The 25819-nt window shown below is 57.6% G+C and carries 31 protein-coding genes, 1 tRNA gene and 1 pseudogene; 13 read left to right on the forward strand and 20 right to left on the reverse strand.

Translation table 11 applies throughout. The features are described 5' to 3' along the window. Positions 1-28: 28 nt before the first annotated feature. The 5 genes from iscU to trmJ form a co-directional block, all read right to left on the reverse strand. A complete protein-coding gene (iscU, locus tag AC5SEM_RS20190) occupies positions 29-415 on the reverse strand; it encodes a Fe-S cluster assembly scaffold IscU (protein WP_007916892.1) in 387 nt (128 codons plus the stop codon). Between the two features lie 101 nt (positions 416-516). Then, a complete protein-coding gene (locus AC5SEM_RS20195; protein WP_077574430.1) occupies positions 517-1731 on the reverse strand; it encodes an IscS subfamily cysteine desulfurase in 1215 nt (404 codons plus the stop codon). Between the two features lie 47 nt (positions 1732-1778). Continuing rightward, on the reverse strand, positions 1779-2270 hold the full coding sequence (gene iscR, locus AC5SEM_RS20200; protein WP_003227911.1) for a Fe-S cluster assembly transcriptional regulator IscR: 492 nt from the start codon (positions 2268-2270) through the stop codon (positions 1779-1781). A gap of 238 nt (positions 2271-2508) precedes the next feature. Next, on the reverse strand, positions 2509-3285 hold the full coding sequence (gene cysE / locus AC5SEM_RS20205; RefSeq protein ID WP_007916901.1) for a serine O-acetyltransferase: 777 nt from the start codon (positions 3283-3285) through the stop codon (positions 2509-2511). Between the two features lie 3 nt (positions 3286-3288). Then, on the reverse strand, positions 3289-4059 hold the full coding sequence (gene trmJ / locus AC5SEM_RS20210) for a tRNA (cytosine(32)/uridine(32)-2'-O)-methyltransferase TrmJ (RefSeq protein ID WP_008084663.1): 771 nt from the start codon (positions 4057-4059) through the stop codon (positions 3289-3291). A 145-nt stretch (positions 4060-4204) separates the two neighbouring features. On the opposite strand from trmJ, the gene suhB reads away from it, so the two are divergent. Continuing rightward, positions 4205-5023 carry a type III secretion system regulator SuhB gene (gene suhB / locus AC5SEM_RS20215; RefSeq protein WP_137218382.1) on the forward strand — a complete coding sequence of 273 codons (819 nt, stop codon included), beginning with the start codon at positions 4205-4207 and terminating at the stop codon, positions 5021-5023. 249 nt (positions 5024-5272) lie between these two features. On the opposite strand, the gene AC5SEM_RS20220 is transcribed toward suhB, so the two are convergent. From AC5SEM_RS20220 to queA, 6 genes are all read right to left on the reverse strand, one after another. Continuing rightward, positions 5273-5821, reverse strand: a complete 549-nt coding sequence (locus AC5SEM_RS20220) for a glycine zipper 2TM domain-containing protein (RefSeq protein WP_007956693.1) — start codon at positions 5819-5821, stop codon at positions 5273-5275. Positions 5822-5942: 121 nt separating this feature from the next. Further along, a complete protein-coding gene (secF, locus tag AC5SEM_RS20225; protein ID WP_495471140.1) occupies positions 5943-6857 on the reverse strand; it encodes a protein translocase subunit SecF in 915 nt (304 codons plus the stop codon). A gap of 9 nt (positions 6858-6866) precedes the next feature. Further along, positions 6867-8735: a protein translocase subunit SecD gene (gene secD, locus AC5SEM_RS20230; RefSeq protein ID WP_077574432.1), complete on the reverse strand. Its 1869-nt coding sequence runs from the start codon at positions 8733-8735 to the stop codon at positions 6867-6869. Between the two features lie 64 nt (positions 8736-8799). Further along, positions 8800-9138 carry a preprotein translocase subunit YajC gene (gene yajC / locus AC5SEM_RS20235; protein WP_007916913.1) on the reverse strand — a complete coding sequence of 113 codons (339 nt, stop codon included), beginning with the start codon at positions 9136-9138 and terminating at the stop codon, positions 8800-8802. A gap of 43 nt (positions 9139-9181) precedes the next feature. Continuing rightward, positions 9182-10297: a tRNA guanosine(34) transglycosylase Tgt gene (gene tgt / locus AC5SEM_RS20240; RefSeq protein WP_163004798.1), complete on the reverse strand. Its 1116-nt coding sequence runs from the start codon at positions 10295-10297 to the stop codon at positions 9182-9184. A gap of 14 nt (positions 10298-10311) precedes the next feature. After that, positions 10312-11376 (reverse strand): tRNA preQ1(34) S-adenosylmethionine ribosyltransferase-isomerase QueA, encoded by a 1065-nt coding sequence (gene queA, locus AC5SEM_RS20245; RefSeq protein ID WP_077574434.1) that lies wholly within the window; start codon positions 11374-11376, stop codon positions 10312-10314. A 107-nt stretch (positions 11377-11483) separates the two neighbouring features. Here queA and AC5SEM_RS20250 point away from each other — a divergent pair. Continuing rightward, positions 11484-11568 (forward strand) — tRNA-Leu (locus AC5SEM_RS20250). A 110-nt stretch (positions 11569-11678) separates the two neighbouring features. On the opposite strand, the gene AC5SEM_RS20255 is transcribed toward AC5SEM_RS20250, so the two are convergent. Then, positions 11679-11939, reverse strand: a complete 261-nt coding sequence (locus AC5SEM_RS20255) for a DUF6429 family protein (protein ID WP_095125924.1) — start codon at positions 11937-11939, stop codon at positions 11679-11681. A 267-nt stretch (positions 11940-12206) separates the two neighbouring features. Here AC5SEM_RS20255 and AC5SEM_RS20260 point away from each other — a divergent pair, with 267 nt between their 5' ends. Further along, positions 12207-12536, forward strand: coding sequence for a hypothetical protein (locus AC5SEM_RS20260; RefSeq protein WP_495471141.1), 330 nt, complete (start codon positions 12207-12209; stop codon positions 12534-12536). Between the two features lie 56 nt (positions 12537-12592). Here the strand turns inward: AC5SEM_RS20260 and AC5SEM_RS20265 are convergent, their stop codons facing one another. The 3 genes from AC5SEM_RS20265 to AC5SEM_RS20275 are packed head-to-tail and all read right to left on the reverse strand — an operon-like array spanning position 12593 to position 14434. Continuing rightward, positions 12593-13234, reverse strand: coding sequence for a UCP028583 family protein (locus AC5SEM_RS20265; protein WP_368967896.1), 642 nt, complete (start codon positions 13232-13234; stop codon positions 12593-12595). Between the two features lie 39 nt (positions 13235-13273). Further along, on the reverse strand, positions 13274-13642 hold the full coding sequence (locus AC5SEM_RS20270; RefSeq protein ID WP_034156100.1) for a PH domain-containing protein: 369 nt from the start codon (positions 13640-13642) through the stop codon (positions 13274-13276). Between the two features lie 45 nt (positions 13643-13687). Beyond that, the gene (locus tag AC5SEM_RS20275) at positions 13688-14434 is read right to left on the reverse strand and encodes a hypothetical protein (protein ID WP_495471142.1); all 747 of its coding nucleotides are present in this window, start codon (positions 14432-14434) and stop codon (positions 13688-13690) included. Between the two features lie 125 nt (positions 14435-14559). On the opposite strand from AC5SEM_RS20275, the gene AC5SEM_RS20280 reads away from it, so the two are divergent. The 5 genes from AC5SEM_RS20280 (at position 14560) to AC5SEM_RS20300 (ending at position 18499) form a co-directional block, all read left to right on the forward strand. Further along, the gene (locus AC5SEM_RS20280; protein ID WP_495471143.1) at positions 14560-14919 is read left to right on the forward strand and encodes a hypothetical protein; all 360 of its coding nucleotides are present in this window, start codon (positions 14560-14562) and stop codon (positions 14917-14919) included. Between the two features lie 116 nt (positions 14920-15035). Then, positions 15036-15773 (forward strand): hypothetical protein, encoded by a 738-nt coding sequence (locus AC5SEM_RS20285; RefSeq protein ID WP_495471144.1) that lies wholly within the window; start codon positions 15036-15038, stop codon positions 15771-15773. 72 nt (positions 15774-15845) lie between these two features. Further along, positions 15846-17765 carry an alkaline phosphatase D family protein gene (locus AC5SEM_RS20290; RefSeq protein ID WP_495471145.1) on the forward strand — a complete coding sequence of 640 codons (1920 nt, stop codon included), beginning with the start codon at positions 15846-15848 and terminating at the stop codon, positions 17763-17765. 228 nt (positions 17766-17993) lie between these two features. Then, positions 17994-18248, forward strand: a complete 255-nt coding sequence (locus AC5SEM_RS20295; RefSeq protein WP_086791676.1) for a type II toxin-antitoxin system prevent-host-death family antitoxin — start codon at positions 17994-17996, stop codon at positions 18246-18248. Further along, positions 18245-18499 (forward strand): Txe/YoeB family addiction module toxin, encoded by a 255-nt coding sequence (locus AC5SEM_RS20300; protein ID WP_108226058.1) that lies wholly within the window; start codon positions 18245-18247, stop codon positions 18497-18499. Before AC5SEM_RS20295 ends, AC5SEM_RS20300 begins: the two co-directional genes overlap by 4 nt. On the opposite strand, the gene AC5SEM_RS20305 is transcribed toward AC5SEM_RS20300, so the two are convergent. Then, entirely contained in the window at positions 18477-19658 is a 1182-nt protein-coding gene (locus AC5SEM_RS20305; protein WP_331692004.1) for an aspartate aminotransferase family protein, read from the reverse strand. The genes AC5SEM_RS20300 and AC5SEM_RS20305 overlap by 23 nt on opposite strands. 102 nt (positions 19659-19760) lie before the next feature. Here AC5SEM_RS20305 and AC5SEM_RS20310 point away from each other — a divergent pair, with 102 nt between their 5' ends. The 5 genes and pseudogenes from AC5SEM_RS20310 to AC5SEM_RS20330 all read left to right on the forward strand — a co-directional run bounded on the left by AC5SEM_RS20310 (position 19761) and on the right by AC5SEM_RS20330 (position 22726). Beyond that, positions 19761-20666 carry a LysR family transcriptional regulator gene (locus AC5SEM_RS20310; protein WP_212621089.1) on the forward strand — a complete coding sequence of 302 codons (906 nt, stop codon included), beginning with the start codon at positions 19761-19763 and terminating at the stop codon, positions 20664-20666. A gap of 56 nt (positions 20667-20722) precedes the next feature. Next, positions 20723-21127 (forward strand): GNAT family N-acetyltransferase, encoded by a 405-nt coding sequence (locus tag AC5SEM_RS20315; protein ID WP_123595717.1) that lies wholly within the window; start codon positions 20723-20725, stop codon positions 21125-21127. A gap of 60 nt (positions 21128-21187) precedes the next feature. Then, the gene (locus tag AC5SEM_RS20320) at positions 21188-21703 is read left to right on the forward strand and encodes a hypothetical protein (RefSeq protein ID WP_331695892.1); all 516 of its coding nucleotides are present in this window, start codon (positions 21188-21190) and stop codon (positions 21701-21703) included. Between the two features lie 39 nt (positions 21704-21742). Further along, a pseudogene (locus AC5SEM_RS20325) lies at positions 21743-21907 on the forward strand (two-component sensor histidine kinase); the annotation flags it as partial. A 117-nt stretch (positions 21908-22024) separates the two neighbouring features. Further along, complete coding sequence (locus AC5SEM_RS20330; RefSeq protein WP_007949995.1) at positions 22025-22726, forward strand: hypothetical protein; 702 nt, start codon at positions 22025-22027, stop codon at positions 22724-22726. A 419-nt stretch (positions 22727-23145) separates the two neighbouring features. Here AC5SEM_RS20330 and AC5SEM_RS20335 read toward each other — a convergent pair whose 3' ends face one another. From AC5SEM_RS20335 to cyoC, 4 genes are all read right to left on the reverse strand, one after another. Continuing rightward, positions 23146-23637 carry a RidA family protein gene (locus AC5SEM_RS20335; protein ID WP_007916938.1) on the reverse strand — a complete coding sequence of 164 codons (492 nt, stop codon included), beginning with the start codon at positions 23635-23637 and terminating at the stop codon, positions 23146-23148. 321 nt (positions 23638-23958) lie between these two features. Continuing rightward, positions 23959-24846 carry a heme o synthase gene (cyoE, locus tag AC5SEM_RS20340; RefSeq protein WP_495471146.1) on the reverse strand — a complete coding sequence of 296 codons (888 nt, stop codon included), beginning with the start codon at positions 24844-24846 and terminating at the stop codon, positions 23959-23961. A gap of 11 nt (positions 24847-24857) precedes the next feature. Then, a complete protein-coding gene (gene cyoD / locus AC5SEM_RS20345; protein WP_007916940.1) occupies positions 24858-25193 on the reverse strand; it encodes a cytochrome o ubiquinol oxidase subunit IV in 336 nt (111 codons plus the stop codon). After that, positions 25193-25816, reverse strand: a complete 624-nt coding sequence (cyoC, locus tag AC5SEM_RS20350; RefSeq protein ID WP_016985612.1) for a cytochrome o ubiquinol oxidase subunit III — start codon at positions 25814-25816, stop codon at positions 25193-25195. The genes cyoD and cyoC overlap by 1 nt, the downstream gene beginning before the upstream one ends. Positions 25817-25819 lie beyond the last annotated feature (3 nt).

Consider the following 25819-nt stretch of genomic DNA (forward strand, 5'->3'; position numbering starts at 1 on the left):
CTCCTTACTCGTCGCCAAATCCAGAAAGTCAGATCAAGCCTTTCTTCTGCTTGTAATCGCGAACAGCCGCTTTGATAGCGTCTTCAGCCAGTACCGAGCAGTGAATTTTCACTGGCGGCAGGGCCAGTTCTTCGGCCAGCTGAGTGTTCTTGATGGTTTCTGCTTCGTCCAGGGTCTTGCCCTTCATCCACTCGGTGGCGAGGGAGCTGGAAGCGATAGCCGAACCGCAGCCGTAGGTCTTGAACTTGGCATCTTCGATGATGCCAGCGTCGTTGACCTTGATTTGCAGACGCATCACATCGCCGCACGCCGGAGCGCCGACCATGCCGGTGCCGACATCAGGATCTTCCGCGTTCATCTTGCCGACGTTGCGCGGGTTTTCGTAGTGGTCGATGACCTTTTCGCTGTAAGCCATGATTCTCAATCCTCACTCATCAGGGCCGCTCTTGAGACCCTGCAACTGCGCTGCGTAAACCGCCGCGTCGCTACAGGATCTGTATCTGGCGGCTTCTATATTTAGTGTGCCGCCCACTCGATTTTCGAGATATCGACGCCGTCTTTGTACATGTCCCACAGCGGCGACAAAGCGCGCAGCTTGGTAACGGCCTCGCAGACTTTCTGCGCGGCGTAGTCGATTTCTTCTTCGGTGGTGAAACGGCCGAAGGTGAAGCGGATCGAGCTGTGTGCCAGTTCGTCGTTGCGGCCCAGGGCGCGCAGCACGTACGAAGGCTCCAGCGACGCCGAGGTGCACGCCGAACCGGACGATACCGCCAGATCCTTGAGCGCCATGATCAGCGACTCGCCTTCAACGTAGTTGAAGCTCAGGTTCAGGTTGTGCGGAACGCGGGCGGTCAGGCTGCCGTTGACGTACAGCTCTTCCAGATGCTCGACCTGCTTGTAGAAACGGTCGCTCAAGGCTTTGATACGGACGTTTTCGGCAGCCATGTCTTCTTTGGCCACACGGAACGCTTCGCCCATGCCGACTATCTGGTGGGTCGCCAGGGTGCCGGAACGCATGCCACGCTCGTGACCGCCGCCGTGCATGGTCGCTTCGATGCGCACACGCGGCTTGCGGCTGACGTACAGCGCGCCGATGCCTTTAGGGCCGTAGGTTTTGTGGGCGGAGAACGACATCATGTCGACTTTCAGCTTCTGCAGGTCGATGTCGACCTTGCCAGTGGACTGAGCGGCGTCGACGTGGAACAGAACACCCTTGGCGCGGAGCAGTTCGCCGATCGCTGCGATGTCGTTGACGGTGCCGATTTCGTTGTTCACGTGCATCACGGAGACCAGGATGGTGTCTTCGCGCAATGCAGCTTCAATCATGGCCGGGGTGATCAGACCGTCTTCGGTCGGCTCGAGGTAAGTAACCTCGAAACCTTCACGCTCCAGTTGGCGCATGGTGTCGAGGACAGCCTTGTGCTCGATCTTGGAGGTGATCAGGTGCTTGCCCTTGGAGCCGTAGAAATGCGCCGCACCCTTGATTGCCAGGTTGTCGGATTCGGTGGCACCGGAGGTCCAGACGATTTCGCGCGGATCAGCGTTGACCAGATCGGCCACCTGACGACGGGCGTTTTCGACGGACTCTTCAGCCTTCCAGCCGAACACGTGGGAACGGGACGCCGGGTTACCGAAGTTTCCGTCGACCAGCAGGCATTCACTCATCTTTTGCGCAACACGCGGATCAACCGGGGTGGTCGCAGAGTAATCAAGGTAAATCGGCAATTTCATGGACTATCTCCTAAATCAGGGCTGGCGTGCCGCTAGCTCTCTGGCTGTCATTCGACGGCGGACGCTTCAATCTTGTCCAGGCGTGGCGCCTTGCTGTTGCAACGGCGCTGGTCCTGACGCTGGGCTACTTCTTGCACCTCACGGCGAGTCACAAGATCAGCCAAGCTGATACCACTTAGAAATTCGTGAATCTGCAGGCTCAAATCGCACCACAGATGATGGGTCAGGCAGGTGTCGCCGGAATGGCAATCGCCCTGGCCCTGGCATTTGGTGGCATCAACCGATTCGTTTACCGCATCGATCACCTGAGCGACCTGAATGCCCTGCATGTCGCGGGACAACTGGTAGCCACCACCCGGGCCGCGAACACTGGAAACCAGGTTGCTGCGGCGCAGCTTGGCGAACAGCTGTTCGAGGTAGGACAGGGAGATGCCTTGGCGCTCGGAGATATCGGCCAGGGACACGGGCCCGTGCTGCGCGTGCAACGCCAGGTCAAGCATGGCGGTCACGGCGTATCGGCCTTTTGTAGTCAGTCGCATGGACAGTTACCACGGAGTTCAGAATGGGGCGAGTATGCAATTCCCGAGTATTTAAGTCAACTTTAAGACCTAGTACTTTAGTCAGGATTACCCGCAAAAGAGCGCGCGCATCATAGCAAAGGCTGGCGGCATGCAGCCAGCGGTACCGCGTTATCGTTCTTCGCGAGCAGGCTCGCTCCCACAAGGGATATGCATTCCAATGTGGGAGCGAGCTTGCTCGCGAAGGACGCGCTGCGGTTTAGCTGGCTTTCGACTCGTCTTTGCCTTTGACGCAGGCGAAGTCTTCTTCACGCAGCTCAGGCAGATCTTTCGCACAGTAATTGCTGCCAAGATCCTTCAGCGCGCCGCACATCCCTTCCAGCCGCCCGTCCACTGCTTGCAGGTGATCGAGCAACTGACCAATGGCGCGCGCCACCGGGTCGGGCATGTCTTCGCTGACGCCGTAGGCATCGAAACCGATCTTCTCCGCCATGGCCTTGCGCTTGGCGTCCTGCTCCTCATCGGACTTGACGATGATTCGTCCAGGAATACCGACAACAGTGGCGCCCGGCGGCACTTCTTTGGTCACCACAGCATTGGAGCCGACCTTGGCACCGGCGCCAACCGTGAACGGGCCAAGCACCTTGGCGCCCGCACCAACAACCACGCCATCACCCAACGTCGGGTGGCGCTTGCCTTTATTCCAGCTGGTGCCACCCAGGGTCACGCCCTGATAAATGGTCACGTCATCGCCAATCTCAGCGGTTTCACCGATGACGATGCCCATGCCGTGGTCGATAAAGAAACGACGACCGACCTTGGCGCCCGGGTGAATCTCGATCCCGGTCAACCAGCGGCCGAAGTTCGACACCAGCCGCGCCAGCCATTTCAGCTCGTTGCGCCACAGCATGCCGGCCAATCGATGAATCCAGATTGCATGCATACCGGGGTAGCAAGTCAGGACTTCAAAAGCGTTACGCGCCGCCGGGTCTCGATGGAATACGCTCTGGATATCTTCACGCAAACGCTCAAACATCATTTAGTCCTTCCGCTTAAGAAGCTCACCACGGGCCGCTTTCTGGGTTTCCGTGAGGATGCCACGCAAAATATTCATTTCCGCCCGGCTGACCGAGCTGCGTCCGTACAACCGGCGCAGGCGCGCCATCAAGTGCCGGGGTTTCTCGGGATCGAGGAATTCGATGGCGACCAGCGTCTGCTCCAGATGCTCATAAAAGCGCTCCAGCTCATCCATGGTCGCCAGCTCGGCACTTTTCACCGAAGCCACTTCTTCTTTCTCGATCTTGCTCGGCTGACCTTGTGCCGCCAGCCAGGCCATGCGCACTTCGTAGCTCAATACCTGCACCGCCGCGCCGAGGTTCAGCGAACTGAACTCAGGGTCGGAGGGGATGTGCACGTGAAAGTGACATCGCTGCAACTCGTCATTGGTCAGGCCGGAATCTTCACGGCCGAACACCAGGGCGATTTCGGCGCCCTGCCCGGCTTCCTCGACCACTTTGGTGCCGCATTCGCGCGGATCCAGCAGCGGCCAGGGGATACGACGGTCACGGGCGCTGGTGCCAAGCACCAGATTGCAGCCGACCAAGGCGTCTTCCAGGGTGGCGACGACTTGCGCGTTTTCCAGGATGTCACCGGCACCGGAGGCGCGAGCATCGGCCTCGTGGTGCGGAAACAGGCGCGGTTCGACCAGCACCAATCGCGACAGACCCATGTTTTTCATGGCGCGCGCGGCCCCGCCGATATTGCCGGGGTGGCTGGTATTGACCAGGACGACACGAATGTTCTGCAGCAAGGGAGGCGCTCTCGGACACAGGAAAGGGGTGCAAATCTTACAGAACAGCCTACCGTTAAGCTATGAAAGCGAACAGCGTCCTTCACCTGAAGAAAAGTTCTGATAGAATGCGCGGCTTTCTTTAACAACCTTAGGTGACACATCCATGCAGCCCATGCTGAATATCGCGCTGCGCGCCGCCCGCAGCGCCAGTGAACTGATCTTCCGCTCCATCGAGCGCCTGGATACCATCAAGGTCGACGAAAAAGACGCCAAGGATTATGTATCCGAGGTCGATCGCGCCGCTGAACAGAAAATCATCGACGCACTGCGCAAGGCTTACCCGAACCACTCCATCCGCGGTGAAGAGACTGGCATGCACGCCGGTACCGGCATCGAAGGCGAAGAGTACCTGTGGATCATCGATCCACTGGACGGCACCACCAACTTCCTGCGCGGCATTCCGCACTTCGCTGTCAGCATCGCCTGCAAATACCGCGGTCGCCTGGAACACGCTGTTGTTCTGGATCCGGTTCGTCAGGAAGAATTCACCGCCAGCCGTGGTCGCGGCGCCCAACTGAACGGTCGTCGCCTGCGCGTCAGCGGTCGCACCAGCCTCGACGGCGCCCTGCTGGGTACCGGCTTCCCGTTCCGTGATGACCAGATGGACAACCTCGACAACTACCTGGGCATGTTCCGCGCTCTGGTTGGCCAGACTGCCGGCATCCGCCGCGCCGGTTCGGCAAGCCTGGACCTGGCTTATGTAGCTGCCGGTCGTTTCGACGCGTTCTGGGAATCGGGTCTGTCCGAGTGGGACATGGCTGCAGGCGCCCTGTTGATTCAAGAAGCTGGCGGTCTGGTGAGCGACTTCACCGGCGGTCACGACTTCCTTGAAAAAGGCCACATCGTTGCCGGCAACACCAAATGCTTCAAGGCAGTTCTGACGGCGATCCAGCCGCACCTGCCGGCCTCGCTGAAGCGCTAAGCTTCACGCGAAACGAAAAAAGCATCCTTCGGGGTGCTTTTTTATGCCTGGAATTCGTCACCCGCCACACCACCGGACCAATGTAGGAGTGAGCCTGCTCGCGATAGCGGTGTATCAGCCACCACCTGTATTGAATGATAAATAGCTATCGCGAGCAGGCTCACTCCTACAGGGGATTTGCTGTGCTGCTTAAATCGCGGGCACAAAAAAAGCACCCCGCAGGGTGCTTCCTGTTAAAACAGTCGGTACTTACTGACCCGGCTCATTCTGCGACAGAATCAGCTTGCCTTCCTTGTCGACCGGAATCTGGTTGCCCGGATCGCGATCCATCCGCACTTTGCCTTCCTTGCCATCGAGCGAGTAACGCACATCGTAACCGACGACCTTGTCGCTGATGTCATTGACCGTGTTGCAGCGGGTTTGCGTGGTGGTGTAGGTGTCACGCTCTTGCATGCCTTCCTGCACCTTGTTACCCGCATAACCGCCACCGACCGCACCGGCGACCGTGGCAATTTTCTTGCCGGTGCCGCCGCCAATCTGATTACCCAGCAATCCACCTGCCAGCGCACCAACAACGGTACCGGCGATCTGGTGTTGATCCTTTACCGGTGCCTGACGAGTCACTGTCACGTCCTTGCACACTTCACGTGGAGTCTTGATCTGTGTTTTAACCGGTTCAACGGCCAATACTTGCGCATACTCAGGGCCGCTTTTAACCAGGCTGTAGGTGGCAACAGCACCCCCGGCAGTCACACCGACAGCACCCAATACCGCACCAACCAGCAACGACTTGTTCACATGAACCTCCTGACCATCACATGCGGGACGCGCCCGCGCTTCTCCCAGCCTTGGAGCATAAAAAAAGGCGCGAGTTCAACTCGCGCCTTTCTTGGGCTGACAGCCGGGAAAACGATGGCCGTTATGGACGGTCGTCGACTTCCTTCTCGGTGTTGGCCGGAGGAATCAGATCCTCGGTAGTCAGGTTCAGCCAGATCAGCACCACGTTAGCGATGTAGATCGACGAATAAGTACCCGCCAGAACACCGATAAACAGCGCGATCGAGAAGCCGAACAGGTTGTCACCGCCGAAGAACAGCAGTGCCGCAATCGCCAGCAAGGTGGAGATCGACGTCGCCATGGTGCGCAGCAGGGTCTGCGTGGTCGAGATATTGATGTTCTCGATCAGCGTTGCCTTGCGCAGGACACGGAAGTTCTCACGAACCCGGTCGAATACCACGATGGTGTCGTTCAGCGAGTAACCGATGATCGCCAGCACCGCCGCCAGCACCGTCAGATCGAAAGTGATCTGGAAGTACGACAGGATACCGATGGTTACGATCACGTCGTGAATCAGCGAAACGATGGCGCCGACCGCGAATTTCCACTGAAAGCGGAACGCCAGGTAGATCAGGATGCCGCCGAGCGCCAGCAGCATGCCGAGGCCGCCCTGGTCGCGCAGCTCTTCACCGACCTGTGGGCCGACGAACTCGACACGCTTGACCGTCGCCGGGTTGTCACCGCCGAGTTTCTGCAGCGCTTGCGCGACCTGGTGGCCCAACTGCGGGTCTTCACCCGGCATGCGCACCAGCAGATCGGTGGTTGCACCAAAGCTCTGCACGATGGCTTCGTGGTAACCCGAAGTCACCAGCTCTTCACGCACCTTGGTAACGTCAGCTGGACGCTCGTAGGTCAGCTCGATGAGCGTACCGCCGGTGAAGTCCAGACCCCAGTTCATGCCCTTGGTAGCGACACTGAACATAGCCAGCAAGGTGAGGAATACTGTGACGCCGAACGCGAAGTTGCGAACGCCCATGAAGTTGATTGTACGTAACATGGCAGCCCCTTAAATCCACAACTTCTTGAAGTCACGTCCGCCAAAGATCAGGTTGACCATTGCGCGGGTCACCATGATGGCCGTGAACATCGAGGTAAAGATCCCGAGGGACATGGTCACTGCGAAACCTTTGACCGGGCCGGTGCCCATGGCAAAGAGAATCCCGCCGACCAACAAGGTAGTCAGGTTGGCGTCGAGAATCGCGGTGAATGCCCGGCCGAAGCCTTCGTTGATTGCACGCTGCACGGTCATGCCAGCGGCGATCTCTTCACGAATCCGCGAGAAGATCAGCACGTTGGCGTCGACCGCCATACCCATGGTCAATACGATACCGGCGATACCCGGCAGGGTCAGCGTTGCCCCCAGCAGCGACATCAGGGCCAGCAGCAGCACCATGTTCACCGCCAAAGCGACGGTGGCGATGATGCCGAAGAAGCGGTAGATGGCGATGATGAACAGCGACACGAACAGCATGCCCCACAGCGACGCATCGATACCTTTGGTGATGTTGTCAGCACCCAGGCTCGGGCCGATGGTGCGCTCTTCAGCGAAGTACATCGGTGCAGCCAGACCACCAGCACGCAGCAGCAGCGCCAGCTCGGACGACTCGCCCTGACCGTTCAGGCCAGTGATGCGGAACTGAGCACCCAGCGGCGACTGAATGGTCGCCAGGCTGATGATCTTCTTCTCTTCTTTGAACGTTTGCACCGCAACGTCTTTCTCGACGCCATCGACCACTTGCTTGGTGTAAGTGGTGATCGGACGCTGTTCGATGAAGATCACCGCCATGCTGCGACCAACGTTCGAACGAGTAGCGCGGCTCATCAGCTCACCACCGTGACCATCCAGACGGATGTTCACTTCAGGCGTGCCGTGCTCGCCGAAACCGGCCTTGGCGTCGGTGACCTGGTCACCGGTGATGATCAGACCACGCTCGATCTGTGCTGGCGGACGATTGCCTTCACGGAACTCGAAGGTTTCGGAGGTGGCTTTCGAAGCACCCGGCTCAGCAGCCAGACGGAACTCAAGGTTGGCCGTCTTGCCGAGAATACGCTTGGCTTCGGCAGTGTCCTGCACGCCCGGCAGCTCAACCACGATGCGGTTGGCGCCCTGACGCTGAACGATCGGTTCGGCAACACCCAGCTCGTTGACGCGGTTACGTACCGTGGTCAAGTTCTGCTTGATGGAGTATTCGCGGATTTCCGCCAGCTTCGCCGGGGTCATCGCCAGACGCAGCACCGGTTGACCATTAAGGTCGGCCGGAACAATGTCGAAATCGTTGAAGTTCTTGCGGATCAGTGCACGGGCCTGTTCGCGGGAATCTTCATCGCTGAAGCCCAACTGAATGGCACCGCCCAGTTGCGGCAGACTGCGATAGCGCAGCTTCTCTTTGCGCAGCAGGCTCTTGACGTCGCCTTCGTAGACTTTCAGGCGGGCATCGAGGGCTTTGTCCATGTCCACTTCCAGCAGGAAGTGCACACCACCGGACAAGTCCAGACCCAGCTTCATCGGGTGCGCGCCCAGATTGCGCAGCCATTGCGGGGTGGTCTGTGCCAGGTTCAGCGCGACGACGTAGTCATCACCCAACGCCTTGCGCACAACGTCTTTGGCCGGCAGCTGGTCTTCAGCCTTGCTCAGACGGATCAGACCGCCCTTGCCGTTGGCGGCCAGCGTGGCTGCCTTGACGTTGATCCCGGACTCCTTGAGCGCAGTGCTCACACGATCCAGATCAGCCTGATTGACTTGCAGCGCAGTGCTTGCACCGCTGACCTGAATGGCCGGGTCATCGGGGTATAGATTCGGAGCGGAATAAATCAGACCGATCGCCAGCACCGCCAGGATCAGAATGTATTTCCACAGAGGATATTTGTTCAGCATCACGCCGCCCGTTATGAACGCGGGGCGCCTTGCGCGCCCCGTCGATTGAGTAGAAGTTGTTGCTTCAGATCGCTTTCAGCGTGCCTTTTGGCAGCGTGGCGGCGATGGCGCCTTTCTGGAACTTCATTTCCACGGTGTCGGAAACTTCCAGAACCACGAAGTCATCAGCCACTTTGGTGATCTTGCCAGCGATACCGCCGGTGGTCACAACTTCGTCGCCCTTCTGCAGGCTGCTCAGCAGGTTCTTCTGCTCTTTGGCGCGCTTGGCCTGTGGACGCCAGATCATCAGGTAGAAGATGACCAGGAAACCGACCAGGAAAATCCACTCGAAACCGCCGCCCATTGGGCCGGCAGCAGCCGGTGCAGCCGCGTCAGCCATGGCGTTAGAGATAAAAAAGCTCATTTAGCACTCCAGTTGCAAATGTTGAATCTTGGGGTCAGAAAACTCAGTCCAAAGGCGGAACGGGGAGCCCGCGTTTGGCGTAGAAGGCATCGACAAAGGCGGCCAATGTACCCTGTTGAATAGCCTCGCGCAAACCAGCCATCAGCACCTGATAATGGCGCAAGTTATGGATGGTATTGAGCATGCTTCCCAGCATTTCGCCGCACTTGTCCAGGTGATGCAGATAAGCGCGGGAGAAGTTCTGGCAGGTATAGCAATCGCAGGTCGGATCCAGCGGCGATTCATCATGGCGATGGAACGCGTTACGGATCTTCAGCACGCCGGTATCAATGAACAGATGCCCATTGCGGGCATTACGGGTTGGCATCACGCAATCGAACATGTCCACACCGCGGCGCACACCCTCAACCAGATCTTCCGGTTTGCCAACGCCCATAAGGTAACGAGGTTTGTCAGCCGGCATCATGCCCGGCAGATAATCCAATACTTTGATCATCTCGTGCTTCGGCTCGCCCACCGACAGACCGCCAATGGCCAGGCCATCGAAGCCGATCTTGTCGAGGCCTTCCAGCGAGCGCATGCGCAGATCCTGGTGCATGCCGCCCTGAACGATGCCGAACAATGCCGCGGTGTTTTCACCGTGGGCATTTTTCGAACGCTGGGCCCAACGCAGCGACAATTCCATCGATACGCGCGCGACGTCTTCATCAGCAGGATACGGCGTGCATTCGTCGAAGATCATCACGATGTCGGAACCGAGATCGCGCTGCACCTGCATCGATTCTTCTGGGCCCATGAACACTTTGGCGCCGTCGACCGGGGAAGCGAAGGTCACGCCCTCCTCCTTGATCTTGCGCATCGCGCCAAGGCTGAACACCTGAAAACCGCCGGAGTCAGTGAGGATCGGGCCTTTCCACTGCATGAAATCGTGCAGGTCGCCGTGTTCCTTGATCACTTGGGTGCCAGGGCGCAGCCACAGGTGGAAGGTGTTGCCGAGAATGATTTCTGCGCCGGTGGCAACGATGTCACGCGGCAACATGCCCTTGACCGTGCCGTAAGTGCCCACCGGCATGAAAGCCGGGGTCTCGACGGTGCCACGCGGGAAGGTCAGACGACCACGCCGGGCCTTGCCATCGGTGGCCAGAAGTTCAAAGGACATGCGACATTCGCGACTCATTCTGTTTCCTCTGGGCCTGTTTGTTCAGGGGCAGTCGGTGCGGGATTACGGGTGATGAACATCGCATCACCGTAGCTGAAAAAGCGGTAACCGTTGTCGACGGCGGCCTTGTAGGCGGCCATGGTCTCGGGATAACCGGCAAATGCCGAAACCAGCATCAACAGCGTGGATTCCGGCAAATGGAAATTGGTCACCAAGGCATCGACCACATGGAACGGCCGGCCCGGGAAGATAAAGATATCGGTGTCGCCACTGAACGGCTTGAGCACGCCATCGCGCGCAGCACTTTCCAGCGAACGCACGCTGGTGGTACCGACCGCAATCACCCGACCACCACGCGCACGGCATGCCGCGACCGCATCGACCACGTCCTGGCCGACTTCCAGCCACTCGGTGTGCATGTGGTGATCTTCAAGCTTCTCGACGCGCACCGGCTGGAACGTCCCCGCGCCCACGTGCAACGTAACGAATGTGGTCTCGACGCCCTTGGCGGCAATCGCTTCCATCAGCGACTGATCGAAATGCAGCCCGGCGGTCGGCGCCGCCACCGCACCGAGTTTCTCGGCGTACACGGTCTGATAACGCTCGCGATCCGAGCCTTCGTCCGGGCGGTCTATATAAGGAGGCAACGGCATGTGCCCGACGCGGTCGAGCAACGGCAACACTTCTTCAGCGAAGCCCAGCTCGAACAATGCATCGTGACGCGCAAGCATTTCGGCTTCGCCACCGCCATCGATAAGGATCTTCGAACCCGGCTTCGGCGACTTGCTGGAGCGCACATGGGCCAGCACGCGGTGCGTATCGAGCACCCGCTCAACGAGGATTTCCAGCTTGCCGCCGGACGCTTTCTGCCCGAACAGCCGCGCCGGAATCACCCGGGTATTGTTGAACACCATCAAATCGCCCGGGCGCAAATGCTCAAGCAAATCAGTGAATTGACGGTGTGCGAGGGCGCCGCTAGGCCCGTCAAGGGTCAGCAGGCGACTACCGCGACGCTCGGCCAAAGGGTGGCGGGCGATCAGCGAATCAGGGAGCTCGAAAGTAAAGTCAGCAACGCGCATGATGGGGTTCGTCTAGCAGGGCCGGAAAGTCTAGCGGAAATATCGAAAATTCTCTATGTACCTGATTGACCGACGGTAATCTCATCTCTATACTTCGCCGCCATTGAGCCCTGATGGCGGAATTGGTAGACGCGGCGGATTCAAAATCCGTTTTCGAAAGGAGTGGGAGTTCGAGTCTCCCTCGGGGCACCAAAATTAAGAAAGGTCTTGCTTAGCAAGGCCTTTTTTTTCGTCTCCCGAAAAGTGGACGCGCAATGCTGAAAGCTCACCACTGCGCGGGTCGCACGTGACATTGCGCGGACTCAGGTGTCGGAGTCGGTTTTAGGCTCAGCCTGAGCACTCCCCCCAAACAACCGCGCCGCTATCGCCCTCCCCCGCTCCAGCCCTTCCTCCGTCAACCAGACCGACTTGTTCCTGTTCACCGGGTTACTGATGAAACCCTGCTCATGCAATCGGTTCATGATCTCGAAGTCGAACCCTTTCCAGGCATTGCCATCGTCAGAACTGAGTGCTGCCAACAGGGCAAGCACGGCGTCTTCCATCAGTTTGTCGTCGTATTCCATGGTCGTCACTCCATTCGTATCCAACAGTTAACGTCGAGTATGTGAAGGCTAACCATAATACTCGCCGACCTCCGATGGAAATGCCGCTCAATCCTGTGAAGGTTATTGATCGGCTTCAGCGTGCCCGGCCTCGCCTTTGGGCTGCAGTTGTTGATCCCGATCCGTATAATCACGCCCCTCTGAAAGTAGCCCTACGCATCTTGCACCTGACGGCGGGTGCATCCAGGCATCAACTCTCACACTGACGGACGTCGCTAGAGGCACCCCATGGAAACGTCACTGGAAACAGTCGCCCTTTTCTCCCTCAAACTCGCTTATGAGGAAGAAGGCTCGAGCCCGATTTTGCGGGACGACATGGTCATGGGGGATTATCAGAAAGACGTGTTCGAATTGCTGGTGCGGCGCGGAGATGTCGAGACCATTCAGTTCAAAGTGAATGAATGCCTGGGGCTCGCGATGGACGCTTTGGGCGGAGTCGACAAACCCTTGGGACGCGAACTGCACAAGTTGAAGACTGAACTCGGAGAGGCTCAATCGCTGGAGCAACTTGACGCGCCGCTCCTCGCGCTGAAGGGCTATCTGAAAGACATACTGTGACGACTTTCTCCAACTGAACAACAGTACTGATGCACAGAGATGCGACTTTCTACCCTCTATGAGAGCAGGCTAACCTTTTTTTCCATGACTAAAACCTGCTGCATCAGTGGGAACTCAAAACTGCGCAACCCCGGACTTTGTTTCCTCAAATCATCAATCATTTGAGCAAGGGTCCTCTGGCGAATGTCTTTAGCGATTACTTCATTTAATCCGACAATTGAAAAGTTCTTCGTGGGTATTCCCGGGAGCCTTCTAATAAAATCCAGAGAGCTTAGCAAGCGACCGCGGGGCACGCCTTTCCAAGACATACAAAGCAGATGAATCGCGTCCGACAACTCTTTATTAAGAGGCGCCATGGATGCCTTGCCATTTACCCCGCTTTTGACTTGTTGTGAGCCACCACTCCCACTCCCGCTTCCGCTCCCCTTATGGCTTAGTGGATTAAACAGCGGCAGATACTCTAGCTCTGCCATATCCAGCAATTGTTCCGCGCAGTCATATCCAACCACAAAGCTTTCAACGTCCTTGGTAACCTTGGAGGTAGCCTCGAAATGGTAGTAACGATCCGAGACTTTCCCACAGCAGCCTTCAAGAACATCTTGCCCTTCAATCATTTTTATGTGGAACAGTGGGCGGATATCATATTCAGCCACGATCTTCCTTTTGCGTTCCTCGCCTCGACAGCTTCCAATACTCATACCACCTCCATAAAATTCTTCAAAAAAACACTACAGCCGTTACAGCAGATGCTTCGAGATGTACTTGGAGATCTCCACCATCGACGTCTTCCCGGTAAATTCAAACTTCACTTTCCCCAGTGACGAGAAGTAAATCTCCAGCTCCGAATCCAGATCGAAAGTACCCGAGGTTTCCACCGAGTACGCGACGATGTTCTTGTACGGCAAGGATGTGAAATCCTTCTTGCTGCCGGTAATCCCCTGAACGTTGACCGCGATGATGCGTTTGTTGGTAAACACCACGCCGTCACGCATGGCCTTGTAAGAGTCGATCACTTCCTCACCGTCCAGCAACAGCGCGCTTACGCGTTCGGCGTATTCATCGTTCTGCTTGAGTTTGAAGAAACCTTTGTTGTTGAAGTCGATCATCTGTCCATCCTCATCTTCAAGAAAACATCCCGGTAGTTCTTTGGTTCAACGACGGGCTTTCAGCACGCGGATATCGGTCGGAAATCCATCAGCGCCAACAAGTTTTTTCCAGCCCAAATACTGAAACTCGCCCTTCTCATCAATGTAATCGCCCTTCTCCACTGATCGGCCGCCAACCACCGCGACACGTTTCACTTCGCCACAACCGCCGTCAGAAGGCCGAACCGTATAGATCACATACGGCTTCACGTATTGCGTGGCGCGGAAGTATTGGCCGCAGATTTCGTCGACGGTGATCAGCATGGTTTTCAGGCGTGCTTCGCCGTCGGTGTCTTCGTGCAGTTTGAGGAAGGATATGTCGCCGACGTCGCTGTAGCCGAGCGCGCGGGCGCGTTGGTAGGCGGGGGAGTTCTGGTGGGCGATGCGGCCTTCCTCCGCTGCACCTTGCATTTTTGCGGCGAACTCGGCTTTGCCTTGGGCGATCATCGCTTCAGCCTGGCCCGCTACGTTTTCGCATTGTGCAAATTCTCGGGAGCCGAGGTGATTGGGTGTCAGGTTCGAGCGGTGTTCGCTCATGGTCCGCAGGTTGCTTTCCAGGGCAAACATCACGTCGTAGGCGGTGGTTCGACCGCTCTGCACGTCGGCCATTTTTTCCTGCGCGCGCTGGCAGTTGCCGGCGTAATACTTCCAGCTGTTTTCCGGATGCTCTTGCACGGCGGCGAATGCTGGGGTCATTGCAGCGGCGAGTGTGATCGCGCAGAGCAGGCGCAAGGATTGGGTACTGACTGGCATAGGTAGTCCGTTACTGAGATAGAGCGGTGGCGCGACGCTACTATTTTGCTATCTTGCCGTCCACTGCCAGTAACGAGGTCGCCAGCGCCTCGATGGAGTCAATTTACAGAGGGAGAAACACCTTGATGGCCGTGTTGTACTTTTTCGTCTGGGCAGCCATTTGGGCTTGGGTCGTGCAGACCCGTGGTGCCTGGAACCTGATCCTCGCCAACCTGGCGGGTGCTGCCAGCGGCTTTATCGTAGCGATGATTTTTTCAGTGGTCTGTTCGGGCCTTTTCCCGGCGCACGTGCCTCCCTCACCCGAGAAACTGGCGAGTAGCGTGCTGCAAGTGATGACAACGTTCGGCGTGCTGGCGGGCGTCTGGATGTGGCTGGTCAGGCGTCCGAAGCCAGAGCATCCGTTGGCCCGGCAACTGTTCGCCGCGATCTGTGGATTGGCTGCTGGTGTGACGACGTTGGTGTTTTTCGCGCTCAACTTTCACTGAGCAGCGCTCTCGTCACTGGTATTACACGTGTGTTTTGTTATCTTGCCGCCCATCGTCAGCGTTCACTGTCAGGCGTGCGTTGATTTCAGGTGTTGAAGGTTTAAGGAAAGGATCAAATGGAGTTTCTGCGTTTTCTGGCGATTGTTGCGGTCTGGGGGTTCATGTGGCGCTGGGTGGTGCAGAACCGTGGCAGCTGGAATATTTTCTACGGCAACATCGTTGGCGCAGCGGGCGGCTTCATTGTGGCGATGGTGGTGCTGTCGATCACGTTGTCGTTGTTTCCTTCGTCGCATGACTACGAAGCCCCACAGGCCGAAAACACGCAAGTTACCGAGCCGACCTCTTTATTGCCTGAAGCCGAGGCAGTCACACCCGCTGCCGATCTGAAGGATGCGCCGGCTTTTGCTGCCATCGAGCCGGATGACAAGCCGTCTCCCGCCGACTCCGCACTGTTGCCGAACTACGCCAGCCGGGCGCCGAAATCAATCGGACTACAGACCGTGCTCGATCAAAGCGACTATGACGGTCGCATGGCCCTGGCAGCGCTGAACAAGAAATTGCGCGGCGACGCACTGGCCGACAAGTCGATGATTGCGTATGTCATGTGCAGCCCGTTTGTAACCAGCACGTTGCGCTTTCCCGCTTCGGCACGGTTTGCTGACAGCAAGGCGCTGGTCAGCCACCGCTTCAAGGATCAGGTCTACTCCTTCAACAACACCGTCACGGCGCGCAACATGAACGGCGACGATGTCACCTACCGTTTCGATTGCTCCGTGCAAGAGCAGCCGCGAGTTGACGCGATGCCTGCGCAATGGCGTTTGTTGGCGCTGAAACTGCAAAAAGCCGACTCTTAAGGCTGATTTAAGGGTTCAAGGCGCCGGCTGCGCTATCATCGCCGGCCTGTGCGCCTTGAGCTTTGCCCTCCGATGTCCCGACACCTCGCTGATCCCTCTTCGTTGCCTGCCGTGTTGGCCGGCCCACTGCTGCGCAGGCTGGAGCCGAAGCGGTTGGTGCTGTGGTTGATCGGTACGCGCCATCTGGCGCTGACATTGCGCCTGCAAGGTGTAGGAGACATTCCTCTCGACGCGGAGAAATGCACAGTCATTCCCGTAGGTCGTCAGGCGTTTGTTCATCTCATCGATGTTTCTCTCGACAGCGCCCTGCCCTGCGATACGCGGATCGACTATGACCTGCTGATCGACAACGCGACGGGCATCGCCGACTGGGCGGCGCATTTGCTGTACGGCGATGCAACCAGTCCGAACTTCGTCCTGCGCTCGCGGATCGATCAACTGCTGCACGGCTCTTGCCGCAAGCCGCATCACCCGGCGACGGATGGTTTGCTGTGCGTCGACCAATTGCTGGCGACGGAAACCGATCCGCAACAACGCCCCGCCCTGTTGATGATGAGCGGCGATCAGGTCTACGCCGACGACGTGGCCGGCCCGATGTTGCGGGCGATTCATGCCTTGATCGAACGTCTCGGCCTGTTCGACGAACACCTCGAAGGCGCCGTCGTCAGCGACAGCGCCAAGCTCTACGAACATCCGGCCAGTTACTACCACCGTGCGGATTTGTTACCGGCGCTGGAGAGCAACGAGACATTGCGCGAGCGATTTTTCGGCGGTGCGCGTAAGCCGATTTTCACCAGCAGCAGCGCTGACAATCACTTGGTGACGTTCGCCGAAGTCATGGCGATGTACTTGCTGGTGTGGTCGCCGACCGCCTGGTCGCTGATCAATCCGCAAGCACCCGAGTTAACGCCCGAACGCCTCAAGCGCTACACCCTCGAACAGACTCGCATCGATGCCTTCAAGACTGGATTAGGCAAGGTCGCCCGCGCGCTGGCGCATCTGCCGAGCCTGATGATTTTCGACGACCACGACATCACCGATGACTGGAATCTGTCTGCGCAATGGGAGGAAACGGCCTACGGCCATCCGTTCTCCAAACGCATCATCGGCAATGCGCTGATCGCCTACATGTTGTGTCAGGGCTGGGGCAATAATCCCGATGCGTTCAAGGATGTGCTGGGGAAAAACCTGAGCCTTAGCGCCAGCGGTGATGATCAGTACCTCGACAGCCCGGTGCAGGATGATCTGATCGATGACCTGCTGCGCTTTCAGCATTGGCATTTCGTCCTGCCCACCAGCCCCGCGCTGGTGGTCATCGACACGCGCACCCGACGCTGGCGCAGTGAGATGGCGCTCAAGCAACCTTCAGGTCTGCTGGACTGGGAGGCACTGAGTGAACTGCAACAGGAACTGCTCGATCACCCGTCGGCGATCATCGTGTCACCGGCGCCGATCTTCGGCGTGAAGCTGATCGAAACGGTGCAAAAGGTCTTCAGTTGGTGCGGTTACCCGCTGCTGGTTGACGCGGAAAACTGGATGGCCCATCGCGGTGCTGCGCAGGTGATCCTGAATATTTTCCGCCACTCGCGCACACCGGGTAACTACGTGGTGCTTTCCGGCGATGTGCATTATTCCTTCGTCTACGAAGTACTTATCCGACACCGCAAGGCCGGGCCGCGAATCTGGCAGATCACCAGCAGCGGGATCAAGAACGAGTTTCCGAAAAGCCTGCTGGAATGGTTCGACCGCCTCAACCGCTGGCTCTACTCGCCACGCTCACCGCTGAACTGGTTTACCAAACGCCGACGCATGCGCATCGTGCCGTATACGCCGGAACATGCTGAGGCTGGCGAACGCCTATGGAACTCGGCGGGGATCGGTCAGGTGTTTTTCAATGAGCAGGGGCAGCCGCGCGAGATCATTCAGCACAATTCGAATGGCAAGGCGAAGACACGGATGCTGGCGCCGGATCTGGCGGATTATCCGGACTAGCCATAGTTTTTTCCTACACCGGGAATGCCGAATGCCGACAACGCGGCGGTTTCTCGCTGCCCGAGGCAGTGGACAAGGATTACAGCCTTCTCAGAAACGTCTCCAGCGCTCTTAAGTGATACTGAACGTGCTCGCAGCAAGCCTTCTGCGAAACAACCACTGATAGGTATCACCTTGTCATCATGTACTCATTTCTGTACGTTCTTTGCTAATAGCGAGGACTACTTCATGCAAACCATCAACTACACCACCGCCCGTGCGCATTTGGCCGAAACAATGGACCGCGTTAACGAGGACCGTGCTCCCCTTCTGGTCACACGCCAAAAAGGTGAGCCCGTCGTGATGATGTCTCTGGCTGAGTACAACGCACTCGAAGAAACAGCCTACCTACTGCGCTCTCCCGCCAATGCCGAGCGGTTGATCAAATCGATTGGCGAAATGCGTGCCGGCAAAGCCAAAGTGAGGCAATTGATCGAAGAATGAAAATCGAGTTCACGCCATCAGGTTGGGAAGACTATTTGTGGTTTCAACAGAACGATAAGGCCGGACTCAAACGTATCAATCTGTTGATCAAAGCAATCCAGCGCGAACCGTTTGAAGGTATCGGCAAACCTGAGCCGCTCAAACACAACATGAGCGGCTTTTGGTCCAGACGAGTATCGGGTGAGCATCGTTTGGTCTACAGCATTGAAGGTGGTGAGATTTGCGTTATTAGCTGCAAATATCACTACTGATGGTATGCCCCACACCTCTGACAATCATCTCCACCTCCCGCTCATCAATCGTCAACGGTGGCAGCAGCCGTATCGTCTTGCCACGCGTGACGTTGATCAACAGCCCATGATCCCGCGCGGCGATCAGGGTCAGATCACGCACCGGTTGTTTCAGCTCGATCCCGATCATCAAGCCCTGCCCGCGAATCGCCAGCACATTGGGATTGTCCGCCAGCTCTGCGCGCAGGCGAGTTAATAGCCGTTCCCCCTGAATCCGGGCGTTTTCCAGCAGGCCCTGTTCTTCGATGATGTCCAGCACCGTGCAACCGACCCGACACGCCAGCGGATTGCCGCCGAAGGTGCTGCCATGGCTGCCGGGCGTAAACAGATCCGCCGCCCTGCCCCGGGCCAGGCACGCGCCGATTGGCACGCCGTTGCCCAGCCCTTTTGCCAGGGTCATGACATCCGGGACGATGCCTTCATGTTGAAACGCGAACCAACGCCCGGTGCGGCCGATGCCGGTCTGGATTTCATCGAGCATCAGTAACCACGCATGGCGATTGCACAGTTCCCGCAGGGCTTTCAAATAACCAGAGGGCGCGAGCTGCACGCCGCTTTCGCCCTGAATCGGCTCGACCAGAATCGCCACAATGCGCTCGCCGTGCTTTTTCTGCGCCTGCTCGAGCGCAGCGAGATCACCAAATGGCACTTTGAGGAAATCCCCCGGCAATTCGTTGAAACCCAAGCGCACCGCCGGACCATCACTGGCCGACAAGGTACCGAGTGTGCGGCCATGGAACGCGTTGGCCATGACCACCACCAGCGGCTGTTCGATACCCTTGCGCCAGCCGTACAAACGCGCCAGCTTCAGCGCCGTTTCATTGGCCTCGGCACCCGAGTTATTGAAGAACGCACGCTCCATCCCCGACAGTTCGGTCAGCCGTTTAGCCAATTGTTGCTGCCAATCGATGCTGTACAGATTCGAGGTGTGCAGCAACAACCCGGCCTGCTCGCTGATCGCCGAAACAATCCGCGGGTGCGAGTGGCCGACATTGGTCACCGCGACACCGGCCACCGCATCCAGATACTCGCGGCCGGCCTGATCCCACAGGCGAGTGCCCAGGCCCTTGGTGAAGCTCAAGGCCAGTGGTTGGTAGGTGTTCATCAGGGCGGCGGTCATGACTTCAAACTCCAGTGCAGGTCGGTGTGCTGGCAGTATGGTTAGCCAGCAAAACTGGATAAACTCGGCAAAACTTCATTCATTTAAAAGCAGGGCTTGATAATGGACCTGTTCCAGTCGATGAGCGTGTACGTCAAAGTCGTCGAAGCCGGGAGCATGACGGCCGCCGCGTTGCAGTGCGATATGTCGACGACCATGGTCGGCAATCACCTGCGTGCGCTGGAACAGCGGCTCGGAGTGCAATTGCTACAACGCACGACACGGCGACAGCGGCTGACTGAATTTGGCAGCGTCTACTACCAGCGTTGTCTGGATGTCTTGGGACTGGTGGCCGACTCCGAACGCTTGGCGGAACAAGCACTCGATGAGCCGCGTGGCCTGCTGCGCATTACCGCGCCATTGACCTTTGGTGTAGAGCGCCTGGCGCCGGCGCTCAGCGAATTCTCCCTGCAGTACCCACAGGTCAAAATGGACGTGGTGCTGACTAACAGCCGTCCAGACTTGCTGGAAAGTGGTCTGGACGTGGCGTTTCGGCTGGGGCATTTCGACGAGTCGAATCTGATCGCCCGCCCTCTGATCGATTACACACTGACCGTCTGCGCCTCCCCGCAATACGTGGCCCGACGCGGCATGCCGCAAACCCCTGAAGATTTGCAACAACACGACTGCCTGTCGTTCGCCTACCCTGCCGGCGACGATTGGCAATCGGTGGAAAAACGCTGGCGCCTCAGCGGCCCGGACGGGGAAATTCTCGTCGACGTCAGCGGGCCGATGCTGATGAACACTTCCGCGGGGTTGCACCAGGCCGCACGCACCGGCATGGGCATCGTGATGCTGCCCGATGCGCTGGTGGAACAGGATCTGCGCGACGGCAAACTGGTGACCGTCGTTCCCGACTATCAACCTCCAAGCCGCCCCCTGCATTTGCTTTATGCTCCGGATCGCTATCGTTTGCCGAAGCTGCGCCGCTTCGTCGAATTCGCGATGCAGACATGGGGCAGATCCTAAAAACGAGCGACCTGGACATTGTCTCGAAGAATTACTGACAAGGAGTCGAAGCGAAGATGAACAACGACCTGACCGTACGCGACCTGCTATCTGACGAAGTGGAGTCGGTACGGCTGTTCCTCGGCCAACATGGCTGGGGGCACCGTACCGGTTCCAGCGAACATTTCGCGCAACTCATCGAACACTCGCAACGCACGGCGATTGCCCTGCTCGGCGCGCAGATCGTTGGCTTTGCCCGGGGCATAACCGATGGCTTGTCCAACGGTTACCTGTCGATGGTCGTGGTCGATGGCGAGTATCGACGCACAGGCATTGGCCGCAGACTGGTTGAGCATGTCATGGGCGATAACCCCGATATCACCTGGGTACTGCGTGCAGGACGAGAAGGCGCCGAAGCCTTTTTTGCCCGCCTGGGTTTTGAGACGTCGGTGATTGCCATGGAGCGACCGCGATTGAAATAACGGGCGGGCGCTCTGGCAACCGCTATGATCAGCTTCTCTTTCCAGCATGGACGCTGCGCGATGCTCGTCACTCTTCAAAATACTCCCTTGTGGGTTTATGTGGTTTTTCTGGTTCTGGTGTATTTCGGCCTCAAGGCCCGAAAACCCCAACATGAAAGCCGGTTTTCCCTGCTGTCGACCCCGCTGGTGTTGTTGGGCTGGTCGCTGTTGTCGTTGAACCTGACGGTTGATCCAGGCTTGAGCCTCAGCGGCTGGCTCATTGCTTTGTTACTGGGCGCTCTATCGGCATCGCTGATTTTCCCCAACAAGGGGATAAATCTTGATGATCCGGAAACCGGGTTGATCGTGCCGGGCACTTGGAAAGCGCTGATTCTGCTCCTGCTTTTTTTTGCAGTGAACTACTACTTCGGTTATCAGGATGACGCGCACCCAGAGCGCGCTGCCGCCCCGGATATGTTGCTGTTCAAAGCCGCAGCATCAGGCCTTATCAGTGGTCTGATTAGCGCTCGCTCACTGAAATATTACCGTTTGCTGCGCACCCTTCAGGCTCAACGCCCGCCATTGGGCGCCCAATGATTCAGGAACCGCTTTTCACCAACACCGGTTTTTCCTGAGGGGCTGCGTATCGTGCACCGTATCCTGCAATTACACGGGCGCGATATACAGTTACTGGGCATGAGCGGGCGTGGCGCGACGTTCCGCTTATCGCTATCAACAGATCAACAAAGCGCCGAACAATGGATGATGCGTTCAATGAATTTGCACAGCCAGGGCAAATAGTTGAGACCGCCGGCCCGTTGCTCCGTGACAACGCCGCCCCGCTCCCCTAAATTAGTCGGCCTGAAAAAGCCCTCGGTTTTCTCATCTCCACTCAAGTTAAAAAGTAGTGAAATTTCAATGTCCGATTTCAACACCGCTGAATCCGTAGTCACCGAATCGTCCAAAGCGGAATACGAAAACTCCATCAATCTTTCACAACACCTGCCACAAGCCAAAATCATCAGCGAGATGGTCCTGGACGCGTTCCAGTCGACCCGCGAAAGCGACCAGATCCGCGAGTTGCGCGCAGCGATCCGTCAGGCTCACGACAGCTTCGATGACGACAAGGCCTACGAGCTGATGGGCGAACTCAAGGCGCTGAAAGACGCTGAAGCGGCGGACCTCGCCGCCCTTGAAGACCTCAGCAGCAAGTTCTCGATCGGCCGCATCCTGTCCAGCTTCAAGGACGATCCGGCGTTCCAGGAAATCGTTTACGGCCTCGCGCTGAAAGTGCTGAACCAGACCCATCAGGCGATCAGCAATCCGAGCGGCGGCAAGAGCAAGGCTGCGAAGAAGAAAGAAGTCGAAATCTTCACCATCAGCAAGGACGGCATCAGCGTGACCCTGCCTCTGCGCACGCCACGCTCGCGCCTGAACGTTGACCGTGCAGCGCTGGAATTCCTCGGTTTCACCTTCGTTGGTGAAGGCGAAGAAGCTGAGCTGGAAAGCGAAGTCTTCGTCGACAACGCGGGTACCGAACAGGCAGTGAACCGCAAGAACATCATCACCGCACTGCAACAGCAGACTGCGTTTGATGGTTACAGCATCGCCGCGCAGTAATAGCGCAGCCACTGTACGAAAAAGCCCCGCGCTGAGATTCAGTGCGGGGCTTTTTGGTTTTCGGCTTGGGATTAGCGGAATGGCGTAAATCCCAGCCCCTCACCCCAGCCCTCTCCCGAGGGAGAGGGAGCCGATCGGGAGATATTCAAGAGATGCACCGAAATGAAAGTGCTGCGCCGAATCCACAATCGCCTCAATCTCTCAGGTCGATGTATAGCGCAAGACACCTCGGTCAGTCCCCTCTCCTGAGGGAGAGGGAGCCGATTTGCGGATATTGTGGAAGTTCGCCGAAATGAAAGTGCGGTACCGAATCCACAATCGCCTCGACCTCTCAGGTCGATGTATAGCGCAAGACACCTCGGTCGGTCCCCTCTCCCTCAGGGAGAGGGTTAGGGTGAGGGCAAGCCGCTAAACCACCCTCAAGCCGAAGGATGCAACGCTACAATCATGTCCACCTCAATCGCCGCATTCTTCGGCAACTGGTACACCCCCACCGTGGTGCGCGTGTGCCGGCCGGCATCGCCGAGCACATGACTGAACACGTCCGAGGCACCGTTGGCCACTTCGCTCAGGTCAACGAAGTCCGGCGTCGACTTCACATACACCGTCACCCGCAACAACGCCTTGATCTTGTCCAGCGAACCCACCGCATCAACAATCAGCGCCAGACAACGCATCGCACTGATGCTCGCGGCGGCTTGCGCATCCTTGAGGGTCAGCTCCAGTCCGACGCGACCCGGGTACTGAATCTTGCCGTTAGTGCGCGGCACCATACCGCTGATGTACAGCTCATCATGATGACGGATCAGCGGCGCGTAATTGCCGCCGGCGGTGTTCTCACCATAAATGTCGTAGTTCAGCTCTTGGGCCAGGGCAATAAAACGCTCGTCGCAGGTCATCCTCTCAGTCATTTCGCCCAGCCTTATGATCAGTGCATGAAGAACCGCAGGTTAAGACAGCCAGGCAGCGGCCAATGGCAAGGCGCTACCACTGTCATGGTTGGATCCAAATCTAGGGGGTTTAGTGGAAGTCTGCAACCAGCAACCCAGCAAATTCAGTGACGTTGGGATTCGCGAGCAGGCTCGCTCCCACAGGGGATATGTGATCGACGCAGATCCAATGTGGGAGCGAGCCTGCTCGCGAATGGCAGCACATCAAATCAGCATAATCCACCCAACAAAAAACCCCGCACATCTCTCAATGTACGGGGTTTTTCTTCAAGCCTTTGAGCCTTACGGCGCGTACGTCAGCAGCAGCTCTGCGGGCACCTTGAAGTCCAGGGACATCATGACGCTCAACGCAGTGATGGTGAAGATCGAGAACACGAACAGCTTGCGTGCCCAGACCGAATCATCCACCGCTTTGTAGCCGGTCCAGGCCATGTACAACCAGTACATGCCCATGGCTGCGGCGACGGCGAGGTAGCTCATGCCGGCGTAACCGCTGAAGGTCAGCATCAAGGTCGCTACGAGGAACGCCAGGATGTAGAGCAGGATGTGCTTCTTGGCCACTTGAATCCCGCGCTTCACTGGCAGCACCGGAATCGATGCGGCCAGGTAATCGTTGAAGCGGAAGATCGCGATGGCGTAGGAATGCGGCATCTGCCACAGGCTGAACATCACCAGCAACGTCAGCGCGGCCATGTCGAAGCTGTTGGTTACGGCAACGTAACCGATCACTGGCGGCATGGCGCCCGACAGACTGCCCACCAGCGTGCCGTGAACCGACTTGCGCTTGAGGTACAGGCTGTAGAAGCCGACGTAGATGATGAAGCCGATCACCGCGAACAAAGCGGCCAACGGGTTGGCCACCTTGTACAACAACGCAACGCCGAGAACACCAAGGATGGTCGCGTAGACCAGGGCCAGTTTCAGGGAGATCAAGCCCTGCACCAGCACCCGGTTTTTAGTGCGTTCCATCTTCAGGTCGATGTCGCGGTCGATGCAGTTGTTGAACACGCAACCGGAGGCAACAACCAGGGATGTACCGATCATGGCAGCCAGAAACACCGCCAGATCCACATGCCCTTTCGAGGCCAGGAAGAACCCGCCTGCCACAGAAAGCACGTTACCGAAAATGATCCCCGGTTTGGTGATTTGGATAAAGTGCTTGAGCGACATCGGGTCTTACCTCACTTCGCCATCATGTAGGTGTGGATGCTGAACATGATCCACAACGACAGGCCAACCAGCAGCACGATCACGATCGCCGTAAAGACGAATGCAATCACGTTGTTACGCTGAGCAATGGAACGGTCCAGGTGCAGGAAGTAATACAGGTGAACGATCACCTGGATCACTGCGAACAGCAGAACGATTGCCAGCGTGGTGGCCTTCGGCAGGCTCGGGTACATCACCAGACCGAATGGGATGACGGTCAGGATCACCGACAGGATGAAGCCAATGGCGTACGACTTTACGCTGCCGTGGCCAGCATCATGGCTGTCATGGGAGTGTGCATTAGCCATTACAGAGTCCCCATCAGGTAAACAACGGTGAATACGCAGATCCACACCACGTCCAGGAAGTGCCAGAACAGGCTCAGGCAGCTCAGACGGGTCTTGTTGGTCGCCGTCAGGCCGTGCTTGTTGACCTGGTACATCATGATGCCCATCCAGATCAGACCCGCAGATACGTGCAGACCGTGGGTACCGACCAGGGTGAAGAACGCGGACAGGAAGCCCGAACGGCTAGGACCGAAGCCCTCGGAGATCAGCAGGTGGAACTCGTTGATCTCCATGGCGATAAAGCCTGCGCCGAGCAGGAAGGTCATGAACAACCAACCCAGAACCTGCTGCTTCTTGCCTTTGAACAACGCCAGCATGGCGAAGCCGTAGGTGATCGAACTGAACAACAGCAGAGCGGTTTCGCCCAGCACGTATGGCAGTTCGAAGATGTCGTGGCCCGCTGGGCCACCGGCTACGTTGTTTACCAGTACTGCGTACACCGCGAAGATCGACGCAAACAGAATGCAGTCGGTCATCAGGTAGAGCCAGAAACCGTATACGGTCATCTCGCCCGAGTCGTGGTGATGGTCATCGTGCCCATGGTCACCATGGGCGTGTCCAACATTGGTCACTAAGTTCGACATGGT

This window comes from Pseudomonas sp. CH61, assembly GCF_059429415.1.

Excerpts from the sequence above, each read along its gene's own strand:
- tgt (WP_163004798.1), bottom strand. The coding sequence starts at position 10,297 with ATGTCCTTTGAACTTCTGGCCACCGATGGCAAGGCCCGGCGTGGTCGT.
- AC5SEM_RS20275 (WP_495471142.1), bottom strand. The coding sequence starts at position 14,434 with ATGCCAGTCAGTACCCAATCCTTGCGCCTGCTCTGCGCGATCACACTC.
- cyoE (WP_495471146.1), bottom strand. The coding sequence starts at position 24,846 with ATGTCGCTCAAGCACTTTATCCAAATCACCAAACCGGGGATCATTTTC.
- AC5SEM_RS20300 (WP_108226058.1), top strand. The coding sequence starts at position 18,245 with ATGAAAATCGAGTTCACGCCATCAGGTTGGGAAGACTATTTGTGGTTT.
- cyoD (WP_007916940.1), bottom strand. The coding sequence starts at position 25,193 with ATGGCTAATGCACACTCCCATGACAGCCATGATGCTGGCCACGGCAGC.
- AC5SEM_RS20335 (WP_007916938.1), bottom strand. The coding sequence starts at position 23,637 with ATGACTGAGAGGATGACCTGCGACGAGCGTTTTATTGCCCTGGCCCAA.
- cysE (WP_007916901.1), bottom strand. The coding sequence starts at position 3,285 with ATGTTTGAGCGTTTGCGTGAAGATATCCAGAGCGTATTCCATCGAGAC.
- AC5SEM_RS20290 (WP_495471145.1), top strand. The coding sequence starts at position 15,846 with ATGTCCCGACACCTCGCTGATCCCTCTTCGTTGCCTGCCGTGTTGGCC.
- AC5SEM_RS20265 (WP_368967896.1), bottom strand. The coding sequence starts at position 13,234 with ATGAGTATTGGAAGCTGTCGAGGCGAGGAACGCAAAAGGAAGATCGTG.
- AC5SEM_RS20270 (WP_034156100.1), bottom strand. The coding sequence starts at position 13,642 with ATGATCGACTTCAACAACAAAGGTTTCTTCAAACTCAAGCAGAACGAT.
- AC5SEM_RS20305 (WP_331692004.1), bottom strand. The coding sequence starts at position 19,658 with ATGACCGCCGCCCTGATGAACACCTACCAACCACTGGCCTTGAGCTTC.
- AC5SEM_RS20320 (WP_331695892.1), top strand. The coding sequence starts at position 21,188 with ATGCTCGTCACTCTTCAAAATACTCCCTTGTGGGTTTATGTGGTTTTT.
- AC5SEM_RS20280 (WP_495471143.1), top strand. The coding sequence starts at position 14,560 with ATGGCCGTGTTGTACTTTTTCGTCTGGGCAGCCATTTGGGCTTGGGTC.
- AC5SEM_RS20255 (WP_095125924.1), bottom strand. The coding sequence starts at position 11,939 with ATGGAATACGACGACAAACTGATGGAAGACGCCGTGCTTGCCCTGTTG.
- secD (WP_077574432.1), bottom strand. The coding sequence starts at position 8,735 with ATGCTGAACAAATATCCTCTGTGGAAATACATTCTGATCCTGGCGGTG.
- cyoC (WP_016985612.1), bottom strand. The coding sequence starts at position 25,816 with ATGTCGAACTTAGTGACCAATGTTGGACACGCCCATGGTGACCATGGG.
- AC5SEM_RS20285 (WP_495471144.1), top strand. The coding sequence starts at position 15,036 with ATGGAGTTTCTGCGTTTTCTGGCGATTGTTGCGGTCTGGGGGTTCATG.
- AC5SEM_RS20330 (WP_007949995.1), top strand. The coding sequence starts at position 22,025 with ATGTCCGATTTCAACACCGCTGAATCCGTAGTCACCGAATCGTCCAAA.
- AC5SEM_RS20295 (WP_086791676.1), top strand. The coding sequence starts at position 17,994 with ATGCAAACCATCAACTACACCACCGCCCGTGCGCATTTGGCCGAAACA.
- AC5SEM_RS20315 (WP_123595717.1), top strand. The coding sequence starts at position 20,723 with ATGAACAACGACCTGACCGTACGCGACCTGCTATCTGACGAAGTGGAG.
- queA (WP_077574434.1), bottom strand. The coding sequence starts at position 11,376 with ATGCGCGTTGCTGACTTTACTTTCGAGCTCCCTGATTCGCTGATCGCC.
- AC5SEM_RS20260 (WP_495471141.1), top strand. The coding sequence starts at position 12,207 with ATGGAAACGTCACTGGAAACAGTCGCCCTTTTCTCCCTCAAACTCGCT.
- iscR (WP_003227911.1), bottom strand. The coding sequence starts at position 2,270 with ATGCGACTGACTACAAAAGGCCGATACGCCGTGACCGCCATGCTTGAC.
- AC5SEM_RS20310 (WP_212621089.1), top strand. The coding sequence starts at position 19,761 with ATGGACCTGTTCCAGTCGATGAGCGTGTACGTCAAAGTCGTCGAAGCC.
- AC5SEM_RS20195 (WP_077574430.1), bottom strand. The coding sequence starts at position 1,731 with ATGAAATTGCCGATTTACCTTGATTACTCTGCGACCACCCCGGTTGAT.
- iscU (WP_007916892.1), bottom strand. The coding sequence starts at position 415 with ATGGCTTACAGCGAAAAGGTCATCGACCACTACGAAAACCCGCGCAAC.
- suhB (WP_137218382.1), top strand. The coding sequence starts at position 4,205 with ATGCAGCCCATGCTGAATATCGCGCTGCGCGCCGCCCGCAGCGCCAGT.
- secF (WP_495471140.1), bottom strand. The coding sequence starts at position 6,857 with ATGTTACGTACAATCAACTTCATGGGCGTTCGCAACTTCGCGTTCGGC.
- yajC (WP_007916913.1), bottom strand. The coding sequence starts at position 9,138 with ATGAGCTTTTTTATCTCTAACGCCATGGCTGACGCGGCTGCACCGGCT.